We start from the raw sequence: 25869 nt of genomic DNA, 5'->3' as shown, positions 1-25869 counted from the left end.
TATCAATCTGTATAAATTTTCTCGCTGATAGTATTGTGATGTGCAGCGTGTATGGGGGAAGTAAAATGAGATATTTGTTTTTGGTTGGGGCATTTGCACTTGCTCTGATGCCATTTTCAGCGACGTCGGCTCTTGCCGCCAAGGTCGTTGCCAAGATTGACGTGTCGTCGCAGACCATGGTGGTCAGCCAGAATGGCAAGGTGAAATACAAGTGGAAGGTTTCCACTGGCCGATCCGGATATTCGACCCCGCGCGGCACCTACTCGCCGAAATGGCTTTCGCGGTATCACCGGTCACGCAAATACAACAATGCGTGGATGCACTATGCGGTGTTCTTCCGCGGTGGCTATGCGATCCACGCCACCCGCGACACCAAACGTCTGGGGCGCCGCGCATCGCATGGCTGCGTCCGCTTGGCCGAACAGCATGCAGCGAAATTCTACTCGCTGGTCGAGAAAATGGGCAAGAACAACATCCGCATCGTCGTCCAGAACTGATAGCGTGATTTCAGTTGAGGGCCCGGTCTTTGCCGGGCCTTCATTATTCTATTTCAAAGTATGCTTGATATTCCAACGGTCGTGAAACCACTGCCACTGGCCTGGATATTCGCGCACCCAGCTTTCCACTTTGTCGTTGAGCATTTGCGATGTGGCGGCCACGTCGACGCTGCCATCGGCGTTCCGCGGAATTTCGATCGCTGCCTCCACCACCAGACGATGACGGCCACCTGGCAGGCGGATCGAGCGGGCCGGATAGACCTCGCATTCAAATTGCCGCACGAGCTTGGCCAGCAGTGGATTAGTGCGGGCTTCAAGACCGAAAAAGGTCGTTTGCGCACCCTTGTGGAATTTCTGGTCGACGAGCATGCCGACACCGCCACCGGCTTCCAACCGACGGGCCAGCGTAAACGCTGCGCCGGCCCGCGAGGGCACCAAATGGCCCATTGCCGTGCGCCGCGTAGCTAGCACCTTACGGGCGATATAGGGATTGTTTGGAGGGCGAAACAAGGCCATGACATCGAGATCAAAGGTCGCTGCGGCAACCGGCAATAATTCGAAATTTCCGGTATGAGCGGTAAAGACGATGAACGGCTTGCCGCTGTCGCGCAGCTTGGTAAAATACTCAATGCCCTCGACTTCGATCATGCCTGGTTCAGTTGACTCGGGATCGAAATCAAACAGCTTGTCCAAAAACACATATTCTGCCGCGAGGCGGGCCATGTTGCCCCACATGTCGACGGCAATCTGTTCGCGTTCGGCTTCGGTTTTTTCCGGGTAAGCCTTCTTCAGATTGAAGAGCGCCAGTCTGTGACGCGGCGTTAGCGGCCCGATACGGCGGGCCATGCGATCGACAAACTCAATGGCTTTTTTGGCCGGCAACAACGATATCAACCGGAGCAGCGACAGGACGGCGGCTGCAACCAGCCAGTGTTGGGCACGCTTGAACGCGATCACCAGCCGTGTCAGCACCATGCGGTAAGGATTTGCCATGGGAAGCCGGGTTCAATCCATCTTGAGAATGATTTTGCCGAACACGTCGCGGCCTTCCATGCGGGCCAGCGCCGTATAGATCTCGTCAAAACCTACTTCAGTGTCGATGACCGGTTGCACCTGACCGGCCGCCATTTTCTGCATGGCATCGGCCATGTTCTGCATCCGGCACCCGAAAGAGCCGATCAGTCGCAATTGCTGCTGAAACAGCATCATCAGATTCATCTGGGTCGACACACCCGAGGTCGAACCGCAGGTAACCAGCCGGCCGCCGCGCTTGAGTGACAGCATCGAACCGGCCCATGTGTCGGCACCGACATGTTCGAACACCACATCGACACCGCGCTTTTTGGTGAGCTTGCGCACCACGCCTTCAAAACGGTCGGTCCGGTAATTGATCACGTGATCGGCGCCGAGCGCCTTGGCCTTTTCGATCTTCTCGTCCGAGCCGACCGTGGTGATGATGGTGCAGCCCATTTTCTTGGCGAGCTGAATGGCGGCCGAACCGATGCCGGAACCGCCGGCATGGACCAGAATGGTCTCACCGGGTTCGAGCCTGGCATTGTCAAACAGCATGTGCTCGACAGTGCCGAAGGTGACCGGTGCAACCGCCGCACCAATCGGGCTGACGCCGGGCGGGGCTGGGACCAGCAGCCGAGCCGGCAGGTTGACCTTCTCCTGAGCGAAGCCATCGAGATGGAAGCCGTGGACGCCGCTGACATGTTCGCACAGATTGTCACGGCCTTCGCGGCAGGGCCGGCACAGGCCGCAGGTTCGGGCGCCGTAGATCGAAACCAGCTGCCCGGGAATAAGGCCGGAAACGCCATGGCCGATGGCATCGACCACGCCGGAGGCTTCCGCGCCGATGACGAGAGGCATCTTGCGCTTGGCAAAAGCCATGCCGCGCCAGCCCCAGACATCGATGTGATTGAGTGCCACAGCCTTGATCGAGACCGTTGCCTCGCCAATTCCGGGCGGCGGCGGCGGCGGCAGGTCGACGGTTTCCAACTTGCGGTCTTCAATGAGCTGCAATGCGCGCATGTATCTCTTCCTTCGCGGCCCGGCCTGGTCCAACCTGCTGAGCGAAATCTCCAGGAGCCAGCCGGGACATCAGGTGTCCAGTTTACCGCGCATATCCGTGTTCACGCAGCGATTGGACGCGATGATCGATATTTCCCGAGCTGATCCGCCCGGGCGCGCCATGCCTTAAGCGGGTTCGGCTTCCATGACAAGGCATGCGTTCTGCCCGCCAAATCCGAATGAGCTGGAAAGCACGCTGGTGACGACCGCCGAGCGCTTGATGTTGGGGACCACGTCGAGCGGGATCGCCGGGTCGGGATTGTCATAGTTGATGGTTGGCGGAATGACGCCGGTCTGGATGGTCAGCAGCGAGAATACAGCTTCCACTGCGCCGGCCGCAGTCAGCGTGTGGCCGATCATCGATTTGTTTGAGGAAACCGGTACTTTGGCCATGCGGTCACCAAACACCGTCGACAAAGCATGGTACTCCATCTTGTCGTTTTCCGGCGTGGAGGTGCCATGAGCGTTGACGTAGCTCACCTGGTCGGCGGAAATGCCGGCATCTTCGAGTGCGGCGCGGATAGTGGCAATCGCCGGTCCAGCATCGGGCGAGGAGCGCGTGCGGTGAAAATGATCGGCCTTCTCGCCGCAACCGCTGAGAATGCCCAGCACCCGCGCGCCGCGACTGATGGCCGCTTCAAGCGATTCCAGCACCAGCGTCGCCGCGCCTTCCGCGATGACAAAACCGTCGCGGTCCTTGGTGAACGGACGTGAGGCCTTTTCCGGCGGATCATTGTTGGTCGACAGCGCTGACAACAGTGAAAAGCGGATCAGCGCTTCGGCGCTGACCGATCCGTCGGTGGCGACGCTCAGCGCCCGGTCGGTACGGCCCTGGCGAATGGCTTCGACGCCGAGCTGAATTGCCGTGGCGCCGGAAGCGCAGGCGGTCGACAGCGTGATCGGCAGGCCGCGGGTGCCGAAGCGGTCGGCCAGGCGCTCGGAGATCGAGCCGAACAGAATCGATTCGTGGTAGGCGGGATCGGCCTTTTCACGCAGCACGGCAAGAAACTGCTCATAGGCGTTGCCCGACATCTGTTCCGGGCGAACCCGGTCACCGAGTTCGAAGCGGGCGCTCCATTCCGGCTCGATCGGCGGGGCGGCGAGAAACAGCGGACCGCCGAAATCGCCGGAGAGACCTGCTTGCGCGAGTGCTTCGAGGGTGGTTTCGCGGGCAAAGGCATAAGAGCGCTCAACGCTGTTGGGCGCGGGAATGTCGATAAAATCCACGGTGCCGCAAATACGCGTGGAAAGCTCGTCCGAGGGAAACCGGGTGATCGGGTGAATTCCGGATTTACCGGCCGTCAAGGCGGCCCAGTTGTCCTCAAGTCCCTGACCCAGCGATGTCACGACGCCCATGCCGGTGACGGCGACAAGCGGCCGGCCGAGATGATCCCTGTATGCGGCTTTGCTCATGACAGTCTCCGTCTCATGACATCTTGCTCAGGCGGGCGATGCCTTCGCCACGGAAGTGGCCGATGGTAGTAACAATCGCTGACTTGGCTGCTGCCTGCATGACCGCGTCTGTACCCGGTGCCATAGGTCTGATCGGTTGGTCAGCGTCAAGTGCCAGGCAAGCAAGGGCCACGCCGGTGGTAAACTGGGCTTCGACAGAATGACCAAGCATGGCGCCATAGGTGCGCACAGGCACGCCCGGAAGCCGGGACTGGAGAAATCGGCGTTCACGCCCGCTCAATTCAGGAAAACCGCTGGCGCCGCAGAACACGATCGCGTCGCCGGTGGCTTCAGATGCCCCGGTTTCATCGGCCAGGCGCCCCAGCCGCTGTTCCATGCGATCTTCCTGACGGGGACCGCGATCGCCCTGCACAGCGTCGATCCGGGCATAGATCCGGGCGCCGCGGGCTTCGGCGTGTTCGCGTGATTCGAGCACCAGAAAGGCACCGGCTGATCCCAGGTTCATACCTGTAGCGTCGCCGTTTTCATCCCAGAATGATTGCAGCGGGCCTTTCGCAAGCCCTTGAACCGATTCCATCACCATCAATTGGTCAATGCGTTCGGCGACAAAAGCGCCACCGACCAGGCAGTGGGTCGATTGCCCGGCGGCGATCCGCGCGTGTGCGGTCTCCACAGCCGAGATGCCTGCGCCCTGTTCGCCCATAAGGGTCCGGGAGGATCCGGTGACCTTGTGGACGATCGAAATGTTGCCGGCCATCAGATTGGAGAGTTGCGCAAGGAACAGCGTCGGACGCAATTCGGTGGTCAGTTTTTCATTGAGCAGGTGCTCGCGATCATTACGCTTGCGGCCTTCCTCTATGATCAGCGTGTCGACAGCAACATCGCGCTCGCCGCCACCGGCCGCTACAATCATGTCCATGCTAGCGCAGGCTTCGAGATCATCCTTGAAACCGGCATCGTCGAGCGCCAGACCGGCCGCGAATACACCGAGCCGCTGCCAGTTTTCCATCTGACGCTGATCGCCGCGCCGTGGAATTTGTTCCGACCAGTCGATTTCGGGCAGCGGAAAGATGGTGTAGGGGGCAAAGCGCTCACTATCGGCCGTGTTTTTAGGATCGGAATCGCCCATCAGCAGAACGCGATGTGCATCACCACCGACCCCGAGTGTCGTTACCAAACCGACGCCGGTTACCACAACGTCACGATTTGTCTGTGTCATTGCCGGTCTCCTGTGGCATTTGCCATGGCGGCGATCAGGCCAACTTCAGCGGCGCGAGTGCGCACGATCTGGGCGAGTGGAACCTGGTCGAACGCCACGGTTCTGAGCTTGAGCTGGCAATCGGCGACACGCTTGCCATCGCTGGTGATGCGCGCTTTGGTGACCGCATAGCCCGAGCCTTCATGCTCCAGCGTCACGGAAATTTCCAGTGCTGCTTCAGGCTTGACGAAATCACGCATCTTGGCGCCGTCAACCGTCATCAGGAACGGCATGGCGGCGAAGTCGCTCACGGCCAGAACCAGAAAGCCGCTGGCCTGAGCCATTGTCTCGATCAACAACACGCCAGGCACCAGCGGCATGCCGGGAAAATGGCCTTCGAACACCGTGCTCTGGGCCGGGACGGTCGAGCTTGCCACCAGCGTTCCGCCATCAAGGTCCAATGCCTCGATCCGGTCGATCATCTGGAAATATTCAAGCTGCATTGGCTACATCCGCCGAACCGGCATCAAGCCTTGGCGGCCCGCAGCTCGTCAATCTTGGTGCACAGGTTGCCAAGCACGAAATACTCCTCGGTCGAGGCCTTGCCGTCATTGACTTCCTGGGTCCACTGCTCGAGCGGAATCTTGATGCCGAATTCCTTGTCGACCGCAAACACGATGTCGAGAAAATCCAGGCTGTCGATTCCCAGATCGTCAATGGTGTGGCTTTCGGGAGTGATGGAGTCGCGGTCGATCTCGCTGGTTTCGGCGATGATGTCGGCGACCTTGTCGAATGTTGCGGTCACGCTGTATTCCTCATTGGATGATTGTTTGGCCGAAGCTATAGAAAAATCCGGCGCAAAAGCCAATGGCTACTTTACCTGCGGGTTTACAGGACGTGACCGTGACGTCGGGCAACTGCTGAAATCTCAAACTGACAGCGAGTGGCGGGCCGGACCGACACCCAGATAGGAGTCGAACGCTGAGGCGACGGAACGCACAAAGGGTTTGCCTTTGGCAGTGACCTGAAACAGGCCGCCGTTGATTTCCACCATACCATCTGTATCGCAACTGGCGAGATATTCGGCCTCATCGAGAATGGTTTCCGCCGTGCCGCCGAATTCATGACGAATGGTGGAGAACGAGAACGTGAAGTCACACATCAACAATTCGATGATCCGGGCGCGAATGCGGTCTTCGGTGGAAAGTTCGAAGCCCCGCACCACCGCCAATTTGCCAAGATTGACCTGACGCTGGTATTCGCCGGTCGAAGTCTGGTTCTGGATATAGCCCTGCGGCAACTGGCCTATTGATGATGCCCCCATGCCGATCAAGGCATCGGCGGTGTCGCTGGTATAACCCTGGAAATTCCGACGCAGAAAACCGGAAGCCGCGGCAATTGCCAGGCTGTCGGCGGGCAGAGCGAAATGATCGATACCAATTGCCGTGTAGCCGGCCGATGTCAGCGACGAAGACGCGCGGTTCATCTGTGCGAAGCGTTCGGTCACGTCCGGCAATGCTGCTTCGTCAATCATCTTCTGGTGGGTTTTCATCCACGGCACATGGGCATAGCCGAAAAGTGCGATCCGGTCGGGTTGCAGCGACACGACCTGCTCGATGGTGCGGTCAATCGACTGCCGGGTCTGATGCGGCAGCCCGTAGAGTACATCGCAATTGACCGAACGGACACCGCGGGCGCGTACCTGTTCGACGACGTCGCGGGTCTGTTCGAAAGTCTGCAAGCGGTTGATGGCCTTCTGTACCTTTTCGTCGAAATCCTGAACACCGATCGACGCGCGGGTCAGTCCGATCTCGCCGAGTGCGTCATAACGTCCGGCATCAAGATCGTTGGGGTCCATCTCGACGCTGATTTCCGCGTCCTTGTCAAAATGAAACTTGCTGCGCAGCGTGGTGTTCAAGGCCACCAAGTCGTCGGGTCGCAGCAAAGTCGGCGACCCCCCGCCCAGATGCAGCGCGGTGACGCGACAGGCCGGGTCGACCAGCCCGGCAATGGTTTCGATCTCGTTCTCAAGGGCACTGAGATAGCTGACAAGCGGGTCGTATTTGAGGGTTTGCTTGGTGTGGCAGCCGCAAAACCAGCATAGCCTGTCGCAATAGGGAATGTGGATGTAGAGCGACAGGTTCTGTCCCTGTTCGAGTTTTCTGAGCCAGTTGGCGTAAACATCGCCATTGACGCCGTCGTGAAAATGCGGCGCGGTCGGGTAGCTGGTGTAGCGGGGGGCGTGACCAGCGTGCTTGCGGACAAACTCTTTTTGCATGTGCGACTCTCTTCCGGTTGGGCGCGAACATCGCCCGGCGACAGAATGCCTGCCTTGACTTTGATCAAACCTCGCTGTTGTTTGTGCACAAATACCGATGCGCCGCACCGAGACTTCGCAGCCACGCGGCGAACGGACTGACTTGGCTGCTGCAGCAGTGAGGGGTCGATGGACGCGCACCGCAAAGACACCCGCAGTTCCGATATTCCGGGTTTGTGTCGCGCCTGTGAAGCGCGCCATAGGGGCGTGTGCGGTGCCTTGTCGGCGAGCCAGCTTGTAAGCCTCAACAAGATATCGACCCGCAAACTTATCGGCTCCGGTGCGGAACTGATTGGCGAGAACCAGGAAACTAACAGCTATGCCAATATCATCTCCGGCGTTGTCAAGCTGACCAAGATGATGGCCGACGGCCGACAACAGATCGTCGGCCTGCAATTTGCTCCTGATTTTCTCGGTCGTCCATTTCGCATGGATAGCGGTATAACCGCGGATGCAGCCACCGACGTCAATGTGTGCAGCTTTCCCAAGGCTGTTCTGGAGCGAATGATCAAGGAAACGCCGGAACTAGAGCACAAATTGCTGGAGCAAACGCTGAAGGAACTGGATGAGGCGCGGGACTGGATGCTGACGCTGGGTCGCAAGACCGCTTCGGAGAAGGTGGCCAGTTTCATGTATCTGATCGCCACCCATTCCAATCCGGAAGCGGATCCGGATTCGGCACGTTTCCAATTGCCGCTGACGCGTTCCGACATCGCCGATTTTCTTGGTCTGACGATCGAGACTGTCAGCCGGCAATTAACCCGGCTGCGCAAGGATAATGTTGTCCACATCTCCAACAATCGCCACGTCGAGGTACCGGACCTTTCCGCGCTGGCCGAACGCGCCGCGCTGTAAGTCGGGCTTAAGCCTCGTTCGGCCCATAGAGTGAGTGTGGTTATCGAACGATATTCCGGGTGACCAAGGCGGTAACATTTTCGTGAAGTCGTCCGATAATGTGTCCTTCGCTAGAGCGGTTTAGCGAACAGCAAGGCAACTTTTTGATTTGTTGATCTGATATTCTACCGTTGCGCTGGGGCGTCAGGGGAGAATTGTGAAGGCGTATTATTCGAAGAAATCTAATAAATACAATTACTAAACTCGTTCATCCGATTGGCCGTTGACGCGAGGCAGAGGCCTCGCCTGTTTGCCTCTGTCAAGAATTCCTGATTGTATCTTCGCTGCCAGCGCTATTGTTTGTGATATTGTCAACCAGTAACCAATCGACAAACAACAAGGTGCATTGTAAAGGGGGCGCAATAAAGAAAAATGGGGGATGTATGCTTTCGAAACTGATCGATGATTTTGAAAGAGCTTGCGATGATTTGCTGGGCGCGGTCCGTCGGGGAAACGAGGCCGCCGTCAATCAAATTGACGCCGAGATTCAACCTTTGGTGCACTCCATTTTCAGACAGCATGCGCGCAACCGCGAGGAAATGACGCTGCAACTGGATTTCTTTGCCCGTCTTGCGGTGCGCAATTGTGAGGACGACGAGGGCGTGCGCCGCTATACCGGTATGATGAAAGCGCTGTTTGAGCGCTATCTCCCTTCGGGTGTCAGCCAGGACGTGGCGGAAACGGAAGCCGGGCAGCCGGCGCTGTCTGAAGGATACGACGCTTCCTTGCATGAGATGCTGCTCGATTCCGTGCCCGAACGCGTCGCTGTAGTGGGGCTCGATTACCGCTATCTTTACACCAATCAGCAAAATGCCGATTTTCATCTCAAGCGATGCTCGGATTTCATCGGTAAACCTCTTGTCGATATGATGACGCCGGAATTGTATCATTCCCGGGCCAAGCCGCGGCTTGATCAGTGTTTTGCCGGCGCCAGGGTTCATTACAATTACGAAGCGACCGATTCGGCCGGGCGCAGGTATGAAGTGCGTTGCCGGATGACACCGTTTATCGGCCCCAACAAGACCATCGTTGGCGCAGTGATCGTGCTGACGATGCAGCCGATGTTTGCCCCCGTCGCCTGAGTCCCATTGATTCGTCGATCCGGTCCCGTCGGGCCGCCCTGACCGGTAGGGCTGATGTTTGACAGTCGGGCATATCGATCCGCAGTCTTGTTGACCCATTGTCCCCGCGTCCTCATTTCCTGCGACAGGTGAAGTGCAATCCTCGATCCAGGGTGACCGGAATGGTGGCGCATGCGGAAATACAGCGGATCGCAGCGGCGGCGTGGACTCTGTTGCTGGTTTACGTTTACGTGTACGTCAATAATTGATAGTCGATGAACGATATCCTGTCGTTTCCCGGCTCGACTTCACCGGTACCATTTGTCATGACAGGAGCAACGGACCGCGAGGTCTTCGAACAGGTTTGGCGGGGCAGCCGGTTTGGGTGCGTTCTGTCAAGCCGAAGTCAGGGTTTTGGAGGGTCCGGTGCGTGACGCGATCATGCGGCGGTGCCCGGATCAAGAGGTGAGGACGTTCGATGAATGATGTAACCGAGCTTGCGGAACGCGAGAGCATGGAATTTGACGTGGTGATCGTCGGTGCCGGACCCGCGGGTCTGTCGGCAGCAATCCGCCTTAAGCAAGTCAATCCGGATCTTACCGTTGTGGTTCTGGAGAAGGGCGGAGAAGTCGGCGCGCATATTCTTTCTGGCGCCGTTGTCGATCCGGTGGGGATCGACAAGCTGATCCCGGATTGGCGCGACGATCCGGATCATCCTTTCAAGACGCCGGTCAGTGCCGACCATTTTCTGGTGCTTGGACCGGCGGGATCGGTGCGACTGCCGAATTTCCTGATGCCGCCGTTGATGAACAATCATGGAAATTTCATTGTTTCACTGGGCAATGTCTGCCGTTGGCTCGGTGCCCGCGCCGAGGCGCTCGGCGTGGAAATCTATCCTGGCTTTGCCGCCAGCGAAATCCTCACCGATGAGCAGGGCGCCGTGATCGGCGTTGCCACCGGCGATATGGGCGTCGAACGCAATGGTGAGCCTGGCCCCAATTATGCCCGTGGCATGGCTCTTCTGGGCAAGTATGTGCTGATCGGCGAGGGGGTTCGCGGCTCGCTGGCCAAGCAGCTGATTTCACGCTTCAAGCTAGACGAGGGCCGGGAGCCACAGAAATACGGTATCGGCCTGAAGGAACTCTGGGAGGTCAAGCCGGAGCATCACAAGCCCGGCCTGGTCCAGCATTCCTTCGGCTGGCCGCTCGATATGAAGACCGGCGGCGGTTCGTTCCTCTACCACCTTGAGGACAATCAGGTGGCGGTCGGTTTCGTGCTTCACCTCAATTACAAGAACCCGTGGCTGTCACCATTCGAGGAATTCCAGCGCTTCAAGACCCATCCCGCGATTGCGCCGGTATTCGAGGGCGGCAAGCGGCTCGGCTATGGCGCGCGTGCCATTTCCGAAGGCGGCTGGCAGTCGGTGCCGAAACTGGCTTTCCCGGGCGGCGCGCTGATCGGCTGTTCGGCCGGCTTCGTCAACGTTGCGCGCATCAAGGGATCACACAATGCGGTTCTGTCGGGCATGATGGCCGCCGAACATGCGGCGGAGGCAATTGCCGGCGGCCGGGCTCAGGATGTGCTGCAAGGCTATGACGACGCCTGGCGCAGTTCCGAGATTGGCGCTGATCTCAAAAAGGTGCGCAACGTCAAGCCGATGTGGTCGCGACTTGGCACCATCGGCGGGGTGGCGCTGGGTGGGCTCGATATGTGGCTGAATACCCTGTTCGGATTTTCGCCATTTGGAACCATGAAGCACGGCAAGGCCGATTTCGCGGCGCTGGAGCCGGCTGACAAGCACAAGAAGATTGATTATCCGAAGCCCGACGGGGTGCTGACCTTCGACCGCCTGTCATCGGTGTATCTGTCCAATACCAATCACGAAGAAGACCAGCCGGTGCATTTGCAGGTTGCCGATCTGGCGCTGCAGAAATCTTCCGAACTCGGAGTCTACGCGGGCCCGTCGCAGCGCTACTGCCCGGCCGGTGTCTATGAATGGGTGGAAACCGACGGTGTGCCGACCTTCGTGATCAACGCGCAGAACTGCGTGCACTGCAAGACCTGCGACATCAAGGATCCGAACCAGAACATCAACTGGGTCCCGCCCCAGGGCGGCGAGGGGCCGGTCTATACCAATATGTGAGGGTGGGCCGGAAGAGATTCCGGCCAGGTCCATCTTGTTGTATATGGAATGAAAAATATAACGCGCCGGGCCTTCCGGCGCGTCTTTTCGTTGTGGTTACTGAAAAGCGGTCTCGAAGAAGCTTCTGAGCTTGCGTGAATGCAGCCGTTCAGGCGGCATGGCGGCGAGCTTCTGCATGGCCAGCAAGCCGATCTGCAAATGCTGGTTGACCTGGTTCTTGTAGAAGGCCGAGGCCATGCCGGGCAGTTTGAGTTCGCCATGCAACGGCTTGTCGGAGACGCAGAGCAGTGTGCCGTAGGGCACGCGGAAGCGGAAACCGTTGGCGGCGATGGTGGCCGATTCCATGTCGAGCGCAATGGCGCGCGATTGCGACAGCCTCTGCACCGGGCCGCGCTGGTCCCTGAGTTCCCAGTTGCGGTTGTCGATGGTGGCGACCGTGCCGGTGCGCATGATACGCTTGAGATCATAGCCCTCGAGACCGGTGATGTCGGCGACAGCTTCCTGAACGGCAACCTGCACTTCAGCCAGCGCCGGGATCGGCACCCATGCAGGTAGATCATCGTCGAGCACATGGTCCTCGCGCACATAGGCGTGGGCCAACACATAATCGCCCAGCTTCTGGCTGTTGCGAAGCCCGGCGCAATGGCCCAGCATCAGCCAGGCATGCGGTCTGAGCACGGCGATGTGGTCGGTGATGGTCTTGGCGTTGGATGGGCCGACGCCGATATTGACCATGGTGATGCCGCCATGATTCTTGCGCTTGAGATGGTAGGCGGGCATCTGCGGCAGCCGCGCCGGGGCGATGCCTTCGGTCGGGCTGCGATGGCCGACCGGCGTGATCAGGTTGCCCGGTTCAACGAAGAACTCGTAATCATGATCGCCTTCGGCCATCAACGAGCGAGCGTGATCGCAGAATTCGTCGATGTAGAACTGGTAATTGGTAAACAGCACGAAATTCTGGAAATGATCGGGCGCGGTGGCGGTGTAGTGCGACAGCCGGGCCAAGGAATAGTCGATGCGTTGCGCCTTGAACGGCGCCAACGGCAGTGCTTCGCCGGGACCGGGTTCATACAGGCCATTGACGATTTCATCGTCGGTGGTGGCGAGATCCGGCGTGTCGAACAGGTCGCGCAGCGGCATGTCGAGCTTGTCGGCAACGGCGGCCTCGACATAGGCGCCTTCGCCGAAGGCGAAATGCAGCGGAATTGGCGTGTCGGATTCCGATACCGTCAGCGGGGTGCCGTGATTGCGCAAGAGCAATTCAAACTGCGTCGTCAGGTAGCTGCGAAACAACGATGGCCGAGTGATGGTTGCGGCATAGCGACCCGGCGACACCACATGTCCGTAGGACAGGCGGGAATCGACCATGCCGAACGATGTCGTTTCAAAGCTGATCTGAGGGTAGAAGGCCCGGTAGCGGCCCTTCGGCTTGTCTGTTGCAAGGCTGTGAAACGCCCCGCATAAAAATTCGGTGTTGCGGTGATAAATGGCCTCAATCGCTGCCACAGCATCGACCGCATTGGAAAATTCCTGCGGTTCGATCGGGTCGGGCGAGATGAAGCCGGTGGCTGTCTGTGAAGAGATTCGTTGTACCATACATCGTTATATACGAGAAATATTGACAAGGAAAAGACTATCGGCGCCGTAAGGACCTTCAGGCTGCAAGCGTCTATTCGGGTGCGGAGGTTGTGCTGCTTTCCCAAGGCTGGTGATGACACTCGGCCGCCGCTCAACACGTCACCGCGCGCCTTGGGTCAAAGGCTGTTACGCTGCAATGACATGTAGAGCACGAAGCCCGCGCCGGTCATGCCGGGTCCCTTGTCGCCGGCGTTGGCGTAGGCATAGGCGCCGACTGGACCAACGAAGAACGCGGTGAGAGCAACAATCCGCAACAGGATGGACAGGGAATTATATGTTCGGTTGGACAAGGCATAATCCTCTTGGGGAATTCAGCGGGGTTAGTTGCAGCGCGCGCCAAAGCGAAAAGTGCAGGCTTCAATTGCGCCGTTGTGCCAACCCGAGGTGGTGCGTTCGGAATTGGCGACAGCAGCGGCCATCAGAAGTGCGAAGATCACGAAGATCAGGCAGACGATGATGAAGCGGCGGGCTAGAGTGGTCATGTGTGTCGATCCCCTGATGTTGAGGAGACAATCGCATGACGTGGCTGAACGGCGCCTGAGGTGTCCGTTCATCTGCCGTTCAAACACGTTAACGTGTGCCCGGTCGGATGGGGGCAGCGCTTGCCAAGAGCGGCGAAGCGTTCCACATCTTGCAAGGAGCATGGAAGGGATGGCTGATGAGCGTGCAGGACAAGGCAATCGAACTTTACTACTGGCCGACGCCGAATGGTTGGAAAGTCACGATTCTGCTTGAGGAATTGGGCGTTCCCTACCGGGTCAACTACGTCAATATCGGCCAGGGTGAACAGTTCGAGCCCTCATTTCTAGCGATTTCACCCAACAACCGGATGCCGGCTATTATCGATCCTGAAGGTCCTGGCGGCGAGCCGATCTCGGTGTTTGAATCGGGCGCTATCCTGCAATACCTTGGCCGTAAATTCGCTCAATTCTACCCGACCGACGAGCGCGCACGGGTCGAGGTTGATCAATGGCTGTTCTGGCAGATGGGCGGGCTCGGTCCGATGGCAGGGCAGGCGCATCATTTTCGCCAATATGCGCCCGAGCAGGTGCCTTACGCGATTGACCGCTACACCAACGAGGTCAACCGGCTTTACGGGGTGATGAACCGGCGGCTGGCCGGCCGTGCGTTTCTGGCGGGTGATTACTCGATTGCCGACATGGCCTGTTTCGGTTGGGTCAAGCCGCACAAGAATCAAGGACAGGATCTGGCTGATTTTCCCGATCTCAAGCGCTGGTTCGAGACCTTGCTGGCCCGGCCGGCGGTGGCAAGGGGATGCGAGATCGGCATCGAATACCGCAAGACTCTGGGCGATGACAAGGATGCGCAGAAGGTGCTGTTCGGGCAAAAGGCCCGGTGAACGGCTGACCGCGGTTTCCGCCGGGCAGTAAATTTGGATGCGAAAACGGGGGCCAAGAGCCCCCGTTCCGGTGTAACCACACTGCCAGACGCGCACGCGCGATCTGGCGGACAGGGCCGCTATCGGGGTGTCAGAGCTTGTTCCAAGTCTGGCTTTCGCACAGAATCTTGAGAACGCAGCCGGTCATCTTCAGCTTGTTGCCTGACAATTTGCCGCTGCCTGAGTAGGTTTTGCCAGTGGATGGCTTGGTGATGGATCCTGAATACTTGCCACTGCCGTCGGCCTTCATCTTGCCGATCGACTTTCCGGAATAATCGCCCGAAGTAAGCTTGATGCAGAACGAGCTTCCGCAGCTGCTGATCATGGCGTTGTCGCCGGCTTGTGTTTTCCAAGCGCCTTCGATCGGGTCTGCCAAGGCCGGGGCTGTCATGGCGGCGACAAGTGCGCCAGCGGTAATCAGTTTGCGAATCATGTCTTTCCTCCCAGAATTCACGCCCGGTTCGGGCGATTTCTTACTTAGCTTGCATTTACGTAAAGGTAAACTGGGATTTCGACGACAGGATGGCACTGCCCCGGTGTGTTTCGGGGGCGATTAACGATCAATGAATAACCCGATCTTGCGGAGATCGATCGGATTTTCAGAAATTGCAATGGATGTTTGGTTAGCCGTTCGTTTCTTTTTCCGGTGGCGTTTGAGAGACCGATTTGTCGGCTTTGACCGGAATCCAAGGGTTTGGATGTTTAACAAAATCGCAAATTTACCAAGCGTTTGAACTTTGTTCGTCTCCAGTTAAGCATGCAATTTAACGCGCCTTTTAGCCGATCACGGCACACTTCAATCCAACAAGACAGCGCCGGGCCTAACCGGACGCAAGCAAATTGAAGACGGCTTCTCAGGAGCTGACAGGGACAACGAAATCAAAACTTTACAGGGACAGAACCAATGGCACTTTATGAAATTCGAGATCAAGATCAGGCCAGCATCGGCGGCGAAGCCAAGGCAGATGTGTTTTGCGAAATGGGTCTGATGTATGCGACGGGGCGCGAATGCGCGGTCGATTACATTGCCGCCCACAAGTGGCTCAACATTGCCGCCATCAAGGGTTCCGACCGAGCCGCTACGTTGCGCGCCGAATTGTCTGAAAGCATGAGCAAGTCTGAGCTGGCCGCGGCACTGCGCGCCGCCCGCGAATGGATGACTATGCACTGATGTTCTTGCCAATGGCGCAAAAAGCGCCTCAGGGAATGGAAGTCGACCCCGTGGGGACGGGGACGCGCTTGAGCATCAGGCGACACCGACAGGCATCAGAATAGCGTCGCGCGTCCTTAACGACCTGCGGCGCTTGTTCTTTGAAGCACGGCAATAGTCTACGGCGCGAACCGCCCAATTTTCGAGCCGCAGCGGCGACAGCCTAGCCGATATCGGTCATCACCTCGGCCAGAATACTCTCAAAAATAGCGAGTTCGGCTTCCGGTCCGGTGGAAACGCGGATGCAGCGATTGAGTGGGGCTACGCTAGGCATGCGGATGAAGACGCCGCGTTTAGCCAATTCATCAAGGATCATTTTTGCGCGCTCGACACCGGCGCCGCAATCCAATGTGACGAAATTCGTGGCCGATGGGATCGGTTTGAAACCGTGAGAGCGGCCGATCGCACTGATGCGGTCCCGCGCTTTGACCACCCGGTCCACCACGTCGGCAAGCCAGGCCTGATCGGCAAGAGCTGCCAGGGCCGCGGACTGACCGAGCCGGTTGACCCCGAAATGATTGCGCACACGGTGGAACATGGACACCGTTTCCGCCACGCCAATGACATATCCAACACGCTGTCCAGCCAGCCCGTAAGCCTTGGAAAAGGTCCGAAACCGCAGCACGTTAGGCATGTCAGCCAGGGTCGCGATCTCCGGAAGCGCTGCGGCCGGCGCGGTTTCGCCATAGGCTTCGTCAAGCGCCAGCAGCGTGGTTTCGGGCAATGCCCTGGCAAAGGCCACGATATCGTCGGCACTGTGCCAGGTGCCCATCGGGTTGTCGGGATTGGAGAGGTAGACCAGCGCTGCGTCTTCGCGGCGGGCGGCCGCAAGCAACGCGTCGAGATCTTCGCGGTCTTCGCGGTAGGGGACGGTGACCAGCTTGCCGCCAAAGCCTGAGACATGGAAATTGAAAGTTGGATAGGCGCCGAGCGAGGTGACCACCGAGGTCCCGGGCTCGACAATCAGCCGCGCCAGGAGTCCCAGCAAACCGTCAATGCCTTCGCCGACCACCAGATTGTCGGCGCCAAGCCCAAGATGAGCGGCCAGCGCGTGGCGCAGGTCATGGCTTTCCGAATCCCCGTAGCGCCAGCAAAGCTCTGCCTCTCGGGTAATCGTCTGGATCACTGATGGGGCGGGGCCGAATCCACTTTCATTGGCCCCAAGCCGGGCGATGAAACTTTCACCCCGGGCGCGCTCCTGGGTTTCCGGGCCAACAAAGGGCACGGTCGGCGGCAGCGATTGGGCAAGAGCGGTAAAGCGGCTGAAGGCGGGCATGGCAAGGCTCCGGGCTAGGCAAAGGGCAGGTGAGCCGTAACGCCATAATTGGCCGGTATCAAGCGCCCGCACGCGGCTAAAGGGACGGCGTCGAGCTTCGGGAGATCAGCGTGACGTAGTTCGATCTCCGATCCGCCATTTCCCGAACGAATATTCATGAAGGATGACCATCGACGCGGTCTGCGGATGCCGCTTGCGGTAAATGGGCAAACCTTGACGCGCGAATGGCGCTTTCGCGTGATTCCGCTGCATGGCCGTCAATGAGAGTATGTTAGGATCATGGGCCGGAACTGCCGGGCGTTGAATTGTGACGCGCGAGGCTTGCGCGGTGCCGTGTCTGGCCTAAACATCAAGCCTTCGCCATCGCCACTGAGTCCATCCACCTTGCCCGTCTTTGCCGAAACCATCCTCGTTGTTTTTTCGCTGATTGCCATTGGCTTCGCAGCCACCCGCTTTCGGCTGATCAAGCCGGAGACTGGTGACGGGCTGTCGGATTTCGTTTTCACCATCGCGTTGCCGTTGTTGCTGTTTCGCACCATTTCAACTTTGGGCTTCGATCATGGCGCGCCCTGGATGTTGTGGGCGGTGTATTTCTCCGCCGTTTTCATAACCTGGGGATTTGCTCATCTGACGATCCGCGCCGGCTTTGGCCGCGATGCGCGCTCCGGGGTTGTCGCCGGTCTCTCGGCGGGGTTCGGCAATCTGGTGCTGCTCGGCATCCCGTTCATCACCGGGCTGTATGGCGAAGCAGGATTGGCAGTGCTGTCGCAGATCGTCTCGATCCACATGCCGATCATGATGGCGGCGTCGATACTGCTTTATGAATGGGCGCTCAGGCGTGACGGTGCGGTAACAAGTCCCGCGAACCTGTCTGCGCTGTCGGTTCAATTCCTGCGCCAGCTTTTTTCCAACCCGTTGATTATCGGAATTCTGGCGGGGGTGCTTGCCCGCTATACCGGGTTCGTGCTTCCCGGCGTCGTTGACCGGGTGGTTGCCAGCCTGGCCGGCGTTGCCGGTACGGTTGCGTTGTTTGCCATGGGCGCTTCGCTTGAAGGTTACGGGATCCGCGGCCAGGTCAGGCAGGCGTTGTCTTTGGTGTCGCTGAAACTGCTGCTGATGCCGGCGCTGGCGTTGGGCCTGGCGATGCTTGCGGGCCTGCCGGAATTTCAGGTCAAGATCGCTGTGGCCGCGGCTTCGCTGCCGGCCGGGGTCAATTCCTGGCTGATCGCCAGCCGGCTCGGAACCGGGCAAAGGCTGGCGTCGAGCTCGATGACGCTCGGCACTGCGCTGTCGGCGGTGACGACCGGGGTGTGGCTGTTCATTGCCGACCTGATGTTGTGAGTGCGAAAAGTCGCACTGCACAAATTGGTATTTCGGTTTCGTTTGTTTTCTTTTGACATTCGCAATGGGTTCACATTAGAAATAATGTATGGAAATTCGCCGAGCCGGAGAGCCCAATGGCACATGACAAACTCTATGATGTTTTCGTCATCGGGGGGGGCATCAATGGTTGCGGTATCGCCCGTGATGCGGTTGGGCGCGGATATTCGGTGTTTCTCGCCGAAATGAATGACCTCGCATCGGGCACGTCGTCCTGGTCGTCCAAACTGATCCATGGTGGTTTCCGCTATCTCGAATATTACGAGTTCCGGCTGGTGCGCGAGGCGCTGAGCGAACGCGAAGTGCTGTTGTCGAATGCACCACACATCATCTGGCCGTTGCGCTTCGTGCTGCCGCACCACAAGGAGATGCGGCCAGCCTGGCTGCTCAGGCTCGGGCTGTTTCTGTACGACCATATCGGCACCCGCAAATTGCTGCCCGGCACCAAGACCGTCGATCTGAAGACGTCGCCTGTCGGCAAACCGCTCAAACCCTTGTTCTCTAAGGGGTTCGAATATTCCGACTGCTGGGTCAACGACGCCCGGCTGGTGGTGCTCAATGCCCGCGACGCCGCTGACAGGGGCGCCGACATTCGTACCCGTACCGAAGTTGTCGGCGCAGAACGCAAGGATGGTGTCTGGGAAGTTACCATCGCCGATCGCGCCACCAGTGCGCGCGAAGTCGTCCATGCGCGGTTGATCGTCAATGCCGGCGGACCATGGGTCGACCGGATCCTGTCGGGCGTTATCGGGCGTAACGACGCGCATAATGTGCGGCTGGTCCAGGGCAGCCATATTGTGGTGCCGAAGCTGCACGGTCACGACCGCGCCTATATCTTCCAGAATGGCGACGGTCGGATCATCTTCGCGCTGCCCTATGAGGAAGATTTCACCCTGATCGGCACCACCGACCGGGATTATACCGGTGATCCGAAAAACGTGAAGATCACCGACGGTGAAATCGACTATTTGTGCGCAGCGGCAAGCGAGTATTTCGAAAAACCGGTGGAGCGGTCGACCATCGTCTGGACCTATTCCGGTGTGCGGCCACTCTATGATGATGGCGCGAGTGCTGCGCAGGAAGCCACGCGCGATTATGTGCTGAAGGCGGACCCGGACGAGGGCGCCGCTCTGCTCAACATCTTTGGCGGCAAGATCACCACCTACCGCAAACTGGCGGAATCCATGCTGGAACTGATTGAGGCGCGGCTCGGCAAGAAGTCTGCGCCCTGGACCCATCGCGCCGCCTTGCCCGGTGGCGATTTTCCAGCGGGTGATTTCGAGGGAGAGGTTGCACGGCTTCACGCTGATTATGCGTTCCTCGAGGCCATGCAGGCACGGCGTTATGTGCGCCAGTACGGCACCAAGGCGCGGCTGTTGCTGGGCAGGGCGAGTTCGATGGCGGATCTGGGTGAAGATTTTGGCTACGGTCTCTATACAGCCGAGATCGATTATCTGATGGCGCATGAATGGGCGATGGAAGCCGCTGATGTGCTCTGGCGGAGAACCAAGCGCGGGCTTCGGCTCGAGCCAGCGCAGGTGGACGCACTTGAAGCTTATATGGCGCAAAAGCGCGCGGCCTGACATCGCTGAAAGGCGGGGGCCTTTCGCTGGCTGGCGAATCCGGATCAAATGCCGGAACAAGCGACCTGCGGGAATTCTTGGGAGGACAGCATGAGCGGTTACATTCTGGCGATCGATCAGGGCACCACGTCGAGCCGCGCCATCGTGTTTGATGGCGAGATGCGGATCGCTGGTGTCGGCCAGAAGGAATTTACCCAATACTACCCGCAATCGGGCTGGGTCGAGCACGATCCCGAGGAAATCTGGAAAACCGTGCTGCTGACGGTCAAGCAGGCCTTGAAAAAGGCAGGCATTGAGGCGTCGGACATTTCGGCAATCGGCATTACCAACCAACGCGAGACCGTGGTGGTGTGGGAACGCGAGAGCGGCAAGCCGATCCACAATGCGATTGTCTGGCAGGACCGACGCACCGCCTCCTATTGCGAAAAACTCAAGCGCCAGGACCTTGAAAAGACATTTACCCGCAAGACCGGATTGCTGCTCGATCCGTATTTTTCCGGTACCAAACTTTCGTGGATGCTGGCCAATGTCAAAGGCACGCGGGCCAGGGCGGCACGGGGCGAACTGTGTTTCGGCACGATCGACACCTTCCTGATCTGGCGACTGACGGGCGGCAAGTCGTTTGCCACCGACGCCACTAACGCCTCGCGCACGTTGATGTTCAACATTGCCACGCAGGAATGGGATGATGAACTGCTCAAGATCCTGCGGATTCCGGCCGACATGCTGCCGGAAGTGAAGGATTGCGCGGCTGACTTCGGCGTTACCGACAAGAAGCTGTTCGGGGCGGAAATCCCGATCCTTGGCGTGGCCGGCGACCAGCAGGCGGCGACCATCGGCCAGGCCTGCTTCGAGCCGGGCATGCTGAAATCAACTTATGGAACGGGATGTTTCGCACTGCTCAACACAGGCGAGGACATGGTGCGATCGAAAAACCGGCTGCTGACCACCGTCGCCTACCGGCTGGACGGCAAGGTCACCTATGCGCTGGAAGGCTCGATCTTCATCGCTGGCGCCGCTGTGCAATGGCTGCGCGACGGCATCAAGGTGATCAAGAAGGCCGAACACAGCGGTGATCTGGCGGCAGAAGCCGATCCGACGCAGGATGTCTATCTGGTGCCGGCGTTTACCGGGCTCGGCGCGCCGCATTGGGACGCCGAGGCGCGCGGTGCGATCTACGGCATGACCCGGAACACTGGGCCTGCGGAATTTGCACGCGCGGCGCTGGAGGCGGTCTGTTACCAGACACGTGACCTACTTGATGCCATGCACAAGGACTGGAAGAGCTCAGAAGCCGACACGGTGCTGCGCGTGGATGGCGGCATGGTGGCGTCAGACTGGACCATGCAGCGGCTGGCCGATATTCTCGATGCGCCGGTGGACCGGCCAAAAATACTTGAAACCACGGCGCTGGGCGCAGCCTGGCTTGCCGGCCAGCGCGCCGGTGTCTGGCCCAAGCAGAAGGCTTTTGCCAAGGCCTGGGCGCGCGACACCACCTTCAGGCCTGAGATGGACGACAAGACCCGCAATGCCAAGCTGAAGGGCTGGCGCGACGCGGTGCGGCGGACGCTGAGCGCGAACTGATCCACTCTGGATAAACAGAGCGCCAGATGGAGTGGCTTGGACTGCGCCGAAATTGCTGTAGAATTTCCGCCCATCACGCCTGTTCGCCGCAGTCACTGTCATGGTCACTGGCGGACCGGAAACGGAAACAGGGAGTAGCCCCATGCAGCTTGGCGCATTTTCCGTCAGTCTTGCGGTGAAGGATCTGGTTTTATCCAGGGCGTTTTATGAGAAGCTCGGGTTCGAGGCTACAGGCGGCGAAGCCGATCAGGGCTGGCTGATCCTGACCAACGGCGATTGTGTCATCGGATTGTTCCAGGGCATGTTTGAGAAAAACATCCTGACCTTCAATCCCGGCTGGAGCACGAGTGCCCAGCCGCTTGATGCGTTCACCGATGTGCGCGAACTGCAGCAACAACTCAAAGCCAAGGATGTTGTCTTTGAAGCCGAGGCGGATGAAACCACCAGCGGGCCGGCCAGTTTCATGATTGTGGATCCGGACGGCAATCCGATCCTGATCGATCAGCACAGGTAACGACAGATCGGAACGGCGCTCACGCCCGACCCTATTCGATGAAGCTGACGATCACGCCAGGGGCGACCATGCCGGTCAGTTCTTCGGCGTCCCAATTGGTTAGCCGGACACAGCCGTTGGAACTGGTCTTGCCGATCTTGGAGGGTTCCGGGGTGCCGTGAATACCGTAGGTGGGCTTGGACAGGGCGATCCAGACCGAGCCGACCGGGCCATTCGGGCCGGGCGGAACTTCCAGCACCTTGTCATTATCGCCCTGCTTGAAATTGATCTTCGGGTTGTAGGTGTAGCCGGGGTTTCGAACCACCCGCTCGACGTTATAGGTACCGGTTGGAGACGGCGTTGCGGTCGAGCCGATGGTGGCCGGGTAGGCGGCAACCAGCTTGCCCTGGGCATCATAACCGCGCACCTGCTTGTTGCCCTTGTCAGCAACGATGCGGGTGATGGTGGCGGTGTTCTTTTCACCGGTGGCCACCACCTTGATCTGGACACCGGGGCGGGTGAAATCGACGCCGGGATTGAGTTCTGTGAGAAAGTCCTCGTCCATGTGGAAGCGCTCGGCAAGCATCTCCAGCGTCGAGGTGAAAGCGAGACGCTCGAGCTTGGCTTTTTCGGCATAATCGCTCGGTACCGAGGCGATGAAGGGACCGGCGGCATCCTCGGCGGAAATGGTGTAGGTGGTGAAGGCCAGCCCGCCGCTGTTTGCCAGCCGGGTGACGATTTCGTCGGTCTTGGCAGGGTCAATCCGCTCACCTGAGATTTCATACCAGGAATTGAGCGCCTTCTGGACATTGGAGCCCATGCGGCCGTCGATCACGCCCGGTGAAACGCCGTTGCGGTCAAGATAGACCTGAAGGGCTGCGACCTGCGCCTTGGTCAGCTTCGGTGTTGCTGCGGCCTTCGGCGTGGTAATCGGCGCCGGTTCGGCGCTGACATCGGGAGCCCTGAATTCTTCATCGCGCTGTTCCCGCACCGAGGAGGTCGTCGGGTTTAGGTCGCGCCGTTCGATGCTGGCTTGCGGTTCGGTCGTGGCATAATCGTCACGGGGCGGCAGCGGTTGCTCGGGGAAGCGGTCAAACTGGCGTCGCTGATGCCGGCGGCGCTCGCCGCGCGGCTCGGTCTGCTGGTACTGCCAGGTCGGGATTTCGAAACCGATCACTTCGTTCCAGCGGTCGATGACTAGACGGCGTCCCTGATTATCGATGACGATGCGGACCGTCCCGGCTTCGGGAATGTCTTGCATCAATTGCCCGTCGGTTGTCACCAGCACCATCGGTTCACCTGCGGCGAAGGCCTGCGGGGCAGAAAGTACGCCGAGGGACAACAGGACAGCGGCGAAGCGGGTTTTCGAACGGGTAAGCATGGCTACAACCTGCGTTTCGTGTGTCGATGATGAGACGATCATCACCGATTCATGGTGAATGCAAGCTGAACAAACTTTGCGAAACGGGCTTCAGTAAGGCAGGCCGACATAGTTTTCGGCCAAGGCGGTCTTGGCCGCCTGTGATTCAAGCGTATAGGCGAGTTCAGTTTCCAGAATCCGGTTCTCAAATGGTGCGTTGTCAGGAAACCGGTGTAGCATTGTGGTCATCCACCAGGAGAAGCGCACCGCGCGCCATGCCCGCGCCAGCGCCCGCTGCGAATAGGCATCGAGTAGGGTATCTTCGCGTTCGAGAAAATGCGCCCGCAGCCCTTCGAACAGGTAATGCACGTCGGAGGCGGCAAGATTGAGCCCCTTGGCGCCGGTGGGCGGGACGATATGGGCGGCGTCGCCGACCAGGAACAGGCTACCGAACCGCATCGGCTCGGCCACGAACGAGCGTAGTGGTGCGATCGATTTTTCAAACGACGGCCCGGTGGTGACCGCTTCGGCCATTTCAGCGGGCAGGCGGCGGCGCAACTCGTCCCAGAACTGGTCGTCCGACCAAGCCTCGATGCTGTCGCCGGCGTTGCACTGGATATAATAGCGGCTGCGGCTGTGCGAACGCATCGAGCACAACGCAAAACCACGCGAATGGCTGGCATAAATAAGCTCATCGCTGGCCGGCGGTACATCGGCAAGGATGCCGAGCCAGCCGAACGGATATATCTTCTCGAAGGTGCGGATCGCGCTTTCGGGCACGGCTCGGCGGCTGGCGCCGTGAAAACCATCGCAGCCGGCAATGAAACGGCAATTGATCCGGATATTCTCGCCGCCAATCCGGCAGGTGACATGCGGGTGGTCGGTGTCAAAATCTTGCGGATCGACCGCTTCAACCTGGTAGTGGCTGAGTGCGCCGGTTTGTGCGCGGCGCTCGACCAGATCGTGGGTCACTTCGGTCTGGCCATAGACCATCACCGTCTTGCCTTCGGTTAGGCTGGAAAGATCGATGTGGTGGACCTCGTCTTCGCGGGTGATTGCGAAACCTTCATGCACCAGACCCTCGGCATGCATGCGTTCGCCGACGCCTGCGCGTTCCAGCAGTTCCACGGTTCCCTGTTCGAGCACGCCGGCCCGCACACGCTCCAGCACATGCTCAAGGGTCGCGCGTTCGAGGATGATGGCGTCAATCCCGGCATCATGCAGCAATTGCCCGAGCAGTAACCCGGAAGGCCCGGCGCCGATGATGCAGACTTGGGTAGAGATGGTTTTCATGACGGTGTGCCCAGACGTTGAATAGACTGAAGCAGGCCGGAGGCGGCAACAAGTCCAGCACCGGTGGCTTCGCAGATTTGCGGCAGCACCATCCATTCGAGCATCCAGGCGGCGCCGGAGCGTTCCATCTCGTGGATTTGTGCCTGATGCATGGCTGAGATCTGGGTGGCGGCGAAGCGGGCCAGAGCCACCAGCCGTTCGGCCGCAATTGGATTGTGCTTGTGCGGCATCGCCGAGGATGCGCCGCCGCCCGAAAGATGTATGTCGCTCTCGCCGCGCAACGCCATCAGCGCGATATCCTGGCCGATTTTGCCAAGCGCGCCGGACAATTCGCAGAGCCAGCCGGCATAATGAACAAGGGGACCGCGCGCTGAATGCCAGCCATATCCGGGCCAGCGCAGCCCGAGTTTGCGCGCCACGGTACTGGCAACGGTTTCCGCGTCGGCGCCAAGCGCCTGCAGATTGCCGACGGCCCCGCCAAACTGGAGAATTTCGGTCTGGTGGCGCAGATCCGGCAGGCGGTCGCGCAACTGTTCGAGGGGGCGCCGCCACCCAGCAAGACGGTCGCCGGCTTGAAAATCAAGTGCTGGCTGCATGCGGGTGATAGCCCTGAGCGTGTTGGCGCCGTCGCGGGCCTCAAGCACAGCGAGGTCACTCAACAGCGTGTCGAGCCTTGCCGACAGAAGATCGGTGATCTCGCGCCAGCGCCTCGACGGTTGCAGTGTCGAGCAGATCCTGGCTGGTGGCGCCGTGGTGGATCAGATCGCTTCCAGTCCCCGAGACATGGGCGCGCAACTGACGCACATAATCGGGGATCGGCACGCCATCGCGGACGGAGGCTAGCGCAATTTTCTCCCGGTCGGGCTCGAAGCTCCCGATCTGGCTTATCAGCCGGGATGAATCTGATTGTTCAATCCTGCCCGCTTCAGCCAGTCCGGCAATCAGCGCCTGCTCGAAACGGGCAAAACTGGCAAACTGGGCGGTATCACCGAACTGGCTGGCGATCTGTTCATCGCCGATCAGCCCGGCAACCCAGCCCTGTCCGCCCATCGTCATC

General features: G+C 59.3%; 26 protein-coding genes. 10 read left to right on the top strand and 16 right to left on the bottom strand.

The genetic code is table 11. The features are described from left to right. Window positions 1–107: 107 nt before the first annotated feature. On the top strand, window positions 108–497 hold the full coding sequence (locus OEG84_RS08260; RefSeq protein WP_267653306.1) for a L,D-transpeptidase: 390 nt from the start codon (window positions 108–110) through the stop codon (window positions 495–497). Window positions 498–545: 48 nt separating this feature from the next. Here the strand turns inward: OEG84_RS08260 and OEG84_RS08255 are convergent, their stop codons facing one another. From OEG84_RS08255 to hemN, 7 genes are all read right to left on the bottom strand, one after another. Further along, window positions 546–1472, bottom strand: coding sequence for a lipid A biosynthesis lauroyl acyltransferase (locus OEG84_RS08255; protein WP_267656128.1), 927 nt, complete (start codon window positions 1470–1472; stop codon window positions 546–548). A 30-nt stretch (window positions 1473–1502) separates the two neighbouring features. Further along, complete coding sequence (locus tag OEG84_RS08250; RefSeq protein ID WP_267653305.1) at window positions 1503–2531, bottom strand: zinc-binding dehydrogenase; 1029 nt, start codon at window positions 2529–2531, stop codon at window positions 1503–1505. A 165-nt stretch (window positions 2532–2696) separates the two neighbouring features. After that, a complete protein-coding gene (locus OEG84_RS08245; RefSeq protein ID WP_267653304.1) occupies window positions 2697–3983 on the bottom strand; it encodes a beta-ketoacyl-ACP synthase in 1287 nt (428 codons plus the stop codon). Window positions 3984–3996: 13 nt separating this feature from the next. After that, window positions 3997–5202, bottom strand: coding sequence for a beta-ketoacyl-ACP synthase (locus tag OEG84_RS08240; protein ID WP_267653303.1), 1206 nt, complete (start codon window positions 5200–5202; stop codon window positions 3997–3999). Next, window positions 5199–5684 (bottom strand): 3-hydroxyacyl-ACP dehydratase FabZ family protein, encoded by a 486-nt coding sequence (locus OEG84_RS08235; RefSeq protein ID WP_267653302.1) that lies wholly within the window; start codon window positions 5682–5684, stop codon window positions 5199–5201. Before OEG84_RS08235 ends, OEG84_RS08240 begins: the two co-directional genes overlap by 4 nt. 23 nt (window positions 5685–5707) lie before the next feature. Beyond that, the gene (locus OEG84_RS08230; RefSeq protein WP_007198256.1) at window positions 5708–5986 is read right to left on the bottom strand and encodes an acyl carrier protein; all 279 of its coding nucleotides are present in this window, start codon (window positions 5984–5986) and stop codon (window positions 5708–5710) included. A gap of 123 nt (window positions 5987–6109) precedes the next feature. Continuing rightward, the gene (hemN, locus tag OEG84_RS08225) at window positions 6110–7459 is read right to left on the bottom strand and encodes an oxygen-independent coproporphyrinogen III oxidase (protein WP_267653301.1); all 1350 of its coding nucleotides are present in this window, start codon (window positions 7457–7459) and stop codon (window positions 6110–6112) included. 168 nt (window positions 7460–7627) lie between these two features. On the opposite strand from hemN, the gene OEG84_RS08220 reads away from it, so the two are divergent. The 3 genes from OEG84_RS08220 to OEG84_RS08210 all read left to right on the top strand — a co-directional run bounded on the left by OEG84_RS08220 (window position 7628) and on the right by OEG84_RS08210 (window position 11596). Then, on the top strand, window positions 7628–8353 hold the full coding sequence (locus OEG84_RS08220) for a Crp/Fnr family transcriptional regulator (RefSeq protein WP_267653300.1): 726 nt from the start codon (window positions 7628–7630) through the stop codon (window positions 8351–8353). 347 nt (window positions 8354–8700) lie between these two features. Next, a complete protein-coding gene (locus OEG84_RS08215; RefSeq protein WP_267653299.1) occupies window positions 8701–9474 on the top strand; it encodes a PAS domain-containing protein in 774 nt (257 codons plus the stop codon). A 457-nt stretch (window positions 9475–9931) separates the two neighbouring features. Next, window positions 9932–11596, top strand: coding sequence for an electron transfer flavoprotein-ubiquinone oxidoreductase (locus OEG84_RS08210; protein ID WP_267653298.1), 1665 nt, complete (start codon window positions 9932–9934; stop codon window positions 11594–11596). 96 nt (window positions 11597–11692) lie between these two features. Here the strand turns inward: OEG84_RS08210 and OEG84_RS08205 are convergent, their stop codons facing one another. The 3 genes from OEG84_RS08205 to OEG84_RS08195 all read right to left on the bottom strand — a co-directional run bounded on the left by OEG84_RS08205 (window position 11693) and on the right by OEG84_RS08195 (window position 13716). After that, window positions 11693–13192, bottom strand: coding sequence for an AMP nucleosidase (locus OEG84_RS08205; protein WP_267653297.1), 1500 nt, complete (start codon window positions 13190–13192; stop codon window positions 11693–11695). A 158-nt stretch (window positions 13193–13350) separates the two neighbouring features. After that, on the bottom strand, window positions 13351–13524 hold the full coding sequence (locus tag OEG84_RS08200) for a hypothetical protein (RefSeq protein WP_267653296.1): 174 nt from the start codon (window positions 13522–13524) through the stop codon (window positions 13351–13353). A 30-nt stretch (window positions 13525–13554) separates the two neighbouring features. Then, on the bottom strand, window positions 13555–13716 hold the full coding sequence (locus tag OEG84_RS08195; protein ID WP_267653295.1) for a hypothetical protein: 162 nt from the start codon (window positions 13714–13716) through the stop codon (window positions 13555–13557). A gap of 176 nt (window positions 13717–13892) precedes the next feature. Here OEG84_RS08195 and OEG84_RS08190 point away from each other — a divergent pair, with 176 nt between their 5' ends. Then, window positions 13893–14594, top strand: coding sequence for a glutathione S-transferase N-terminal domain-containing protein (locus tag OEG84_RS08190; RefSeq protein ID WP_267653293.1), 702 nt, complete (start codon window positions 13893–13895; stop codon window positions 14592–14594). A gap of 130 nt (window positions 14595–14724) precedes the next feature. Here the strand turns inward: OEG84_RS08190 and OEG84_RS08185 are convergent, their stop codons facing one another. After that, entirely contained in the window at window positions 14725–15066 is a 342-nt protein-coding gene (locus OEG84_RS08185; RefSeq protein WP_267653292.1) for a DUF2147 domain-containing protein, read from the bottom strand. Window positions 15067–15537: 471 nt separating this feature from the next. Between OEG84_RS08185 and OEG84_RS08180 the strand changes: the two genes are divergently transcribed. Continuing rightward, entirely contained in the window at window positions 15538–15804 is a 267-nt protein-coding gene (locus OEG84_RS08180) for a sel1 repeat family protein (RefSeq protein ID WP_267653291.1), read from the top strand. 202 nt (window positions 15805–16006) lie between these two features. Here OEG84_RS08180 and OEG84_RS08175 read toward each other — a convergent pair whose 3' ends face one another. Beyond that, entirely contained in the window at window positions 16007–17119 is a 1113-nt protein-coding gene (locus OEG84_RS08175; RefSeq protein WP_267653290.1) for a pyridoxal phosphate-dependent aminotransferase, read from the bottom strand. Between the two features lie 384 nt (window positions 17120–17503). On the opposite strand from OEG84_RS08175, the gene OEG84_RS08170 reads away from it, so the two are divergent. The 4 genes from OEG84_RS08170 (at window position 17504) to OEG84_RS08155 (ending at window position 22180) form a co-directional block, all read left to right on the top strand. After that, on the top strand, window positions 17504–18460 hold the full coding sequence (locus OEG84_RS08170; protein ID WP_267653289.1) for an AEC family transporter: 957 nt from the start codon (window positions 17504–17506) through the stop codon (window positions 18458–18460). Between the two features lie 116 nt (window positions 18461–18576). After that, window positions 18577–20082 carry a glycerol-3-phosphate dehydrogenase gene (glpD, locus tag OEG84_RS08165; protein WP_267653288.1) on the top strand — a complete coding sequence of 502 codons (1506 nt, stop codon included), beginning with the start codon at window positions 18577–18579 and terminating at the stop codon, window positions 20080–20082. 90 nt (window positions 20083–20172) lie between these two features. Continuing rightward, window positions 20173–21666 carry a glycerol kinase GlpK gene (gene glpK, locus OEG84_RS08160; RefSeq protein WP_267653287.1) on the top strand — a complete coding sequence of 498 codons (1494 nt, stop codon included), beginning with the start codon at window positions 20173–20175 and terminating at the stop codon, window positions 21664–21666. Window positions 21667–21808: 142 nt separating this feature from the next. Further along, window positions 21809–22180, top strand: a complete 372-nt coding sequence (locus OEG84_RS08155; RefSeq protein ID WP_267653286.1) for a VOC family protein — start codon at window positions 21809–21811, stop codon at window positions 22178–22180. A gap of 31 nt (window positions 22181–22211) precedes the next feature. On the opposite strand, the gene OEG84_RS08150 is transcribed toward OEG84_RS08155, so the two are convergent. The 4 genes from OEG84_RS08150 to OEG84_RS08135 all read right to left on the bottom strand — a co-directional run bounded on the left by OEG84_RS08150 (window position 22212) and on the right by OEG84_RS08135 (window position 25868). Further along, entirely contained in the window at window positions 22212–23540 is a 1329-nt protein-coding gene (locus OEG84_RS08150) for a L,D-transpeptidase (RefSeq protein ID WP_267653285.1), read from the bottom strand. A 90-nt stretch (window positions 23541–23630) separates the two neighbouring features. Beyond that, on the bottom strand, window positions 23631–24803 hold the full coding sequence (gene pobA, locus OEG84_RS08145) for a 4-hydroxybenzoate 3-monooxygenase (protein WP_267656127.1): 1173 nt from the start codon (window positions 24801–24803) through the stop codon (window positions 23631–23633). A gap of 5 nt (window positions 24804–24808) precedes the next feature. Continuing rightward, window positions 24809–25471: a lyase family protein gene (locus OEG84_RS08140; RefSeq protein WP_267653284.1), complete on the bottom strand. Its 663-nt coding sequence runs from the start codon at window positions 25469–25471 to the stop codon at window positions 24809–24811. After that, window positions 25464–25868: a lyase family protein gene (locus tag OEG84_RS08135; RefSeq protein WP_267653283.1), complete on the bottom strand. Its 405-nt coding sequence runs from the start codon at window positions 25866–25868 to the stop codon at window positions 25464–25466. Before OEG84_RS08135 ends, OEG84_RS08140 begins: the two co-directional genes overlap by 8 nt. Window position 25869: the final 1 nt, after the last annotated feature.

This window comes from Hoeflea algicola (assembly GCF_026619415.1).
Classification (GTDB): domain Bacteria; phylum Pseudomonadota; class Alphaproteobacteria; order Rhizobiales; family Rhizobiaceae; genus Hoeflea; species Hoeflea algicola.
This window is presented reverse-complemented; position numbering and strand designations above follow the sequence as displayed.

Excerpts from the sequence above, each read along its gene's own strand:
- OEG84_RS08260 (WP_267653306.1), top strand. The coding sequence starts at position 108 with ATGCCATTTTCAGCGACGTCGGCTCTTGCCGCCAAGGTCGTTGCCAAG.
- OEG84_RS08255 (WP_267656128.1), bottom strand. The coding sequence starts at position 1,472 with ATGGTGCTGACACGGCTGGTGATCGCGTTCAAGCGTGCCCAACACTGG.
- OEG84_RS08250 (WP_267653305.1), bottom strand. The coding sequence starts at position 2,531 with ATGCGCGCATTGCAGCTCATTGAAGACCGCAAGTTGGAAACCGTCGAC.
- OEG84_RS08245 (WP_267653304.1), bottom strand. The coding sequence starts at position 3,983 with ATGAGCAAAGCCGCATACAGGGATCATCTCGGCCGGCCGCTTGTCGCC.
- OEG84_RS08240 (WP_267653303.1), bottom strand. The coding sequence starts at position 5,202 with ATGACACAGACAAATCGTGACGTTGTGGTAACCGGCGTCGGTTTGGTA.
- OEG84_RS08235 (WP_267653302.1), bottom strand. The coding sequence starts at position 5,684 with ATGCAGCTTGAATATTTCCAGATGATCGACCGGATCGAGGCATTGGAC.
- hemN (WP_267653301.1), bottom strand. The coding sequence starts at position 7,459 with ATGCAAAAAGAGTTTGTCCGCAAGCACGCTGGTCACGCCCCCCGCTAC.
- OEG84_RS08220 (WP_267653300.1), top strand. The coding sequence starts at position 7,628 with ATGGACGCGCACCGCAAAGACACCCGCAGTTCCGATATTCCGGGTTTG.
- OEG84_RS08210 (WP_267653298.1), top strand. The coding sequence starts at position 9,932 with ATGAATGATGTAACCGAGCTTGCGGAACGCGAGAGCATGGAATTTGAC.
- OEG84_RS08205 (WP_267653297.1), bottom strand. The coding sequence starts at position 13,192 with ATGGTACAACGAATCTCTTCACAGACAGCCACCGGCTTCATCTCGCCC.
- OEG84_RS08195 (WP_267653295.1), bottom strand. The coding sequence starts at position 13,716 with ATGACCACTCTAGCCCGCCGCTTCATCATCGTCTGCCTGATCTTCGTG.
- OEG84_RS08190 (WP_267653293.1), top strand. The coding sequence starts at position 13,893 with ATGAGCGTGCAGGACAAGGCAATCGAACTTTACTACTGGCCGACGCCG.
- OEG84_RS08185 (WP_267653292.1), bottom strand. The coding sequence starts at position 15,066 with ATGATTCGCAAACTGATTACCGCTGGCGCACTTGTCGCCGCCATGACA.
- OEG84_RS08180 (WP_267653291.1), top strand. The coding sequence starts at position 15,538 with ATGGCACTTTATGAAATTCGAGATCAAGATCAGGCCAGCATCGGCGGC.
- OEG84_RS08175 (WP_267653290.1), bottom strand. The coding sequence starts at position 17,119 with ATGCCCGCCTTCAGCCGCTTTACCGCTCTTGCCCAATCGCTGCCGCCG.
- glpD (WP_267653288.1), top strand. The coding sequence starts at position 18,577 with ATGGCACATGACAAACTCTATGATGTTTTCGTCATCGGGGGGGGCATC.
- glpK (WP_267653287.1), top strand. The coding sequence starts at position 20,173 with ATGAGCGGTTACATTCTGGCGATCGATCAGGGCACCACGTCGAGCCGC.
- OEG84_RS08155 (WP_267653286.1), top strand. The coding sequence starts at position 21,809 with ATGCAGCTTGGCGCATTTTCCGTCAGTCTTGCGGTGAAGGATCTGGTT.
- OEG84_RS08150 (WP_267653285.1), bottom strand. The coding sequence starts at position 23,540 with ATGCTTACCCGTTCGAAAACCCGCTTCGCCGCTGTCCTGTTGTCCCTC.
- OEG84_RS08135 (WP_267653283.1), bottom strand. The coding sequence starts at position 25,868 with ATGACGATGGGCGGACAGGGCTGGGTTGCCGGGCTGATCGGCGATGAA.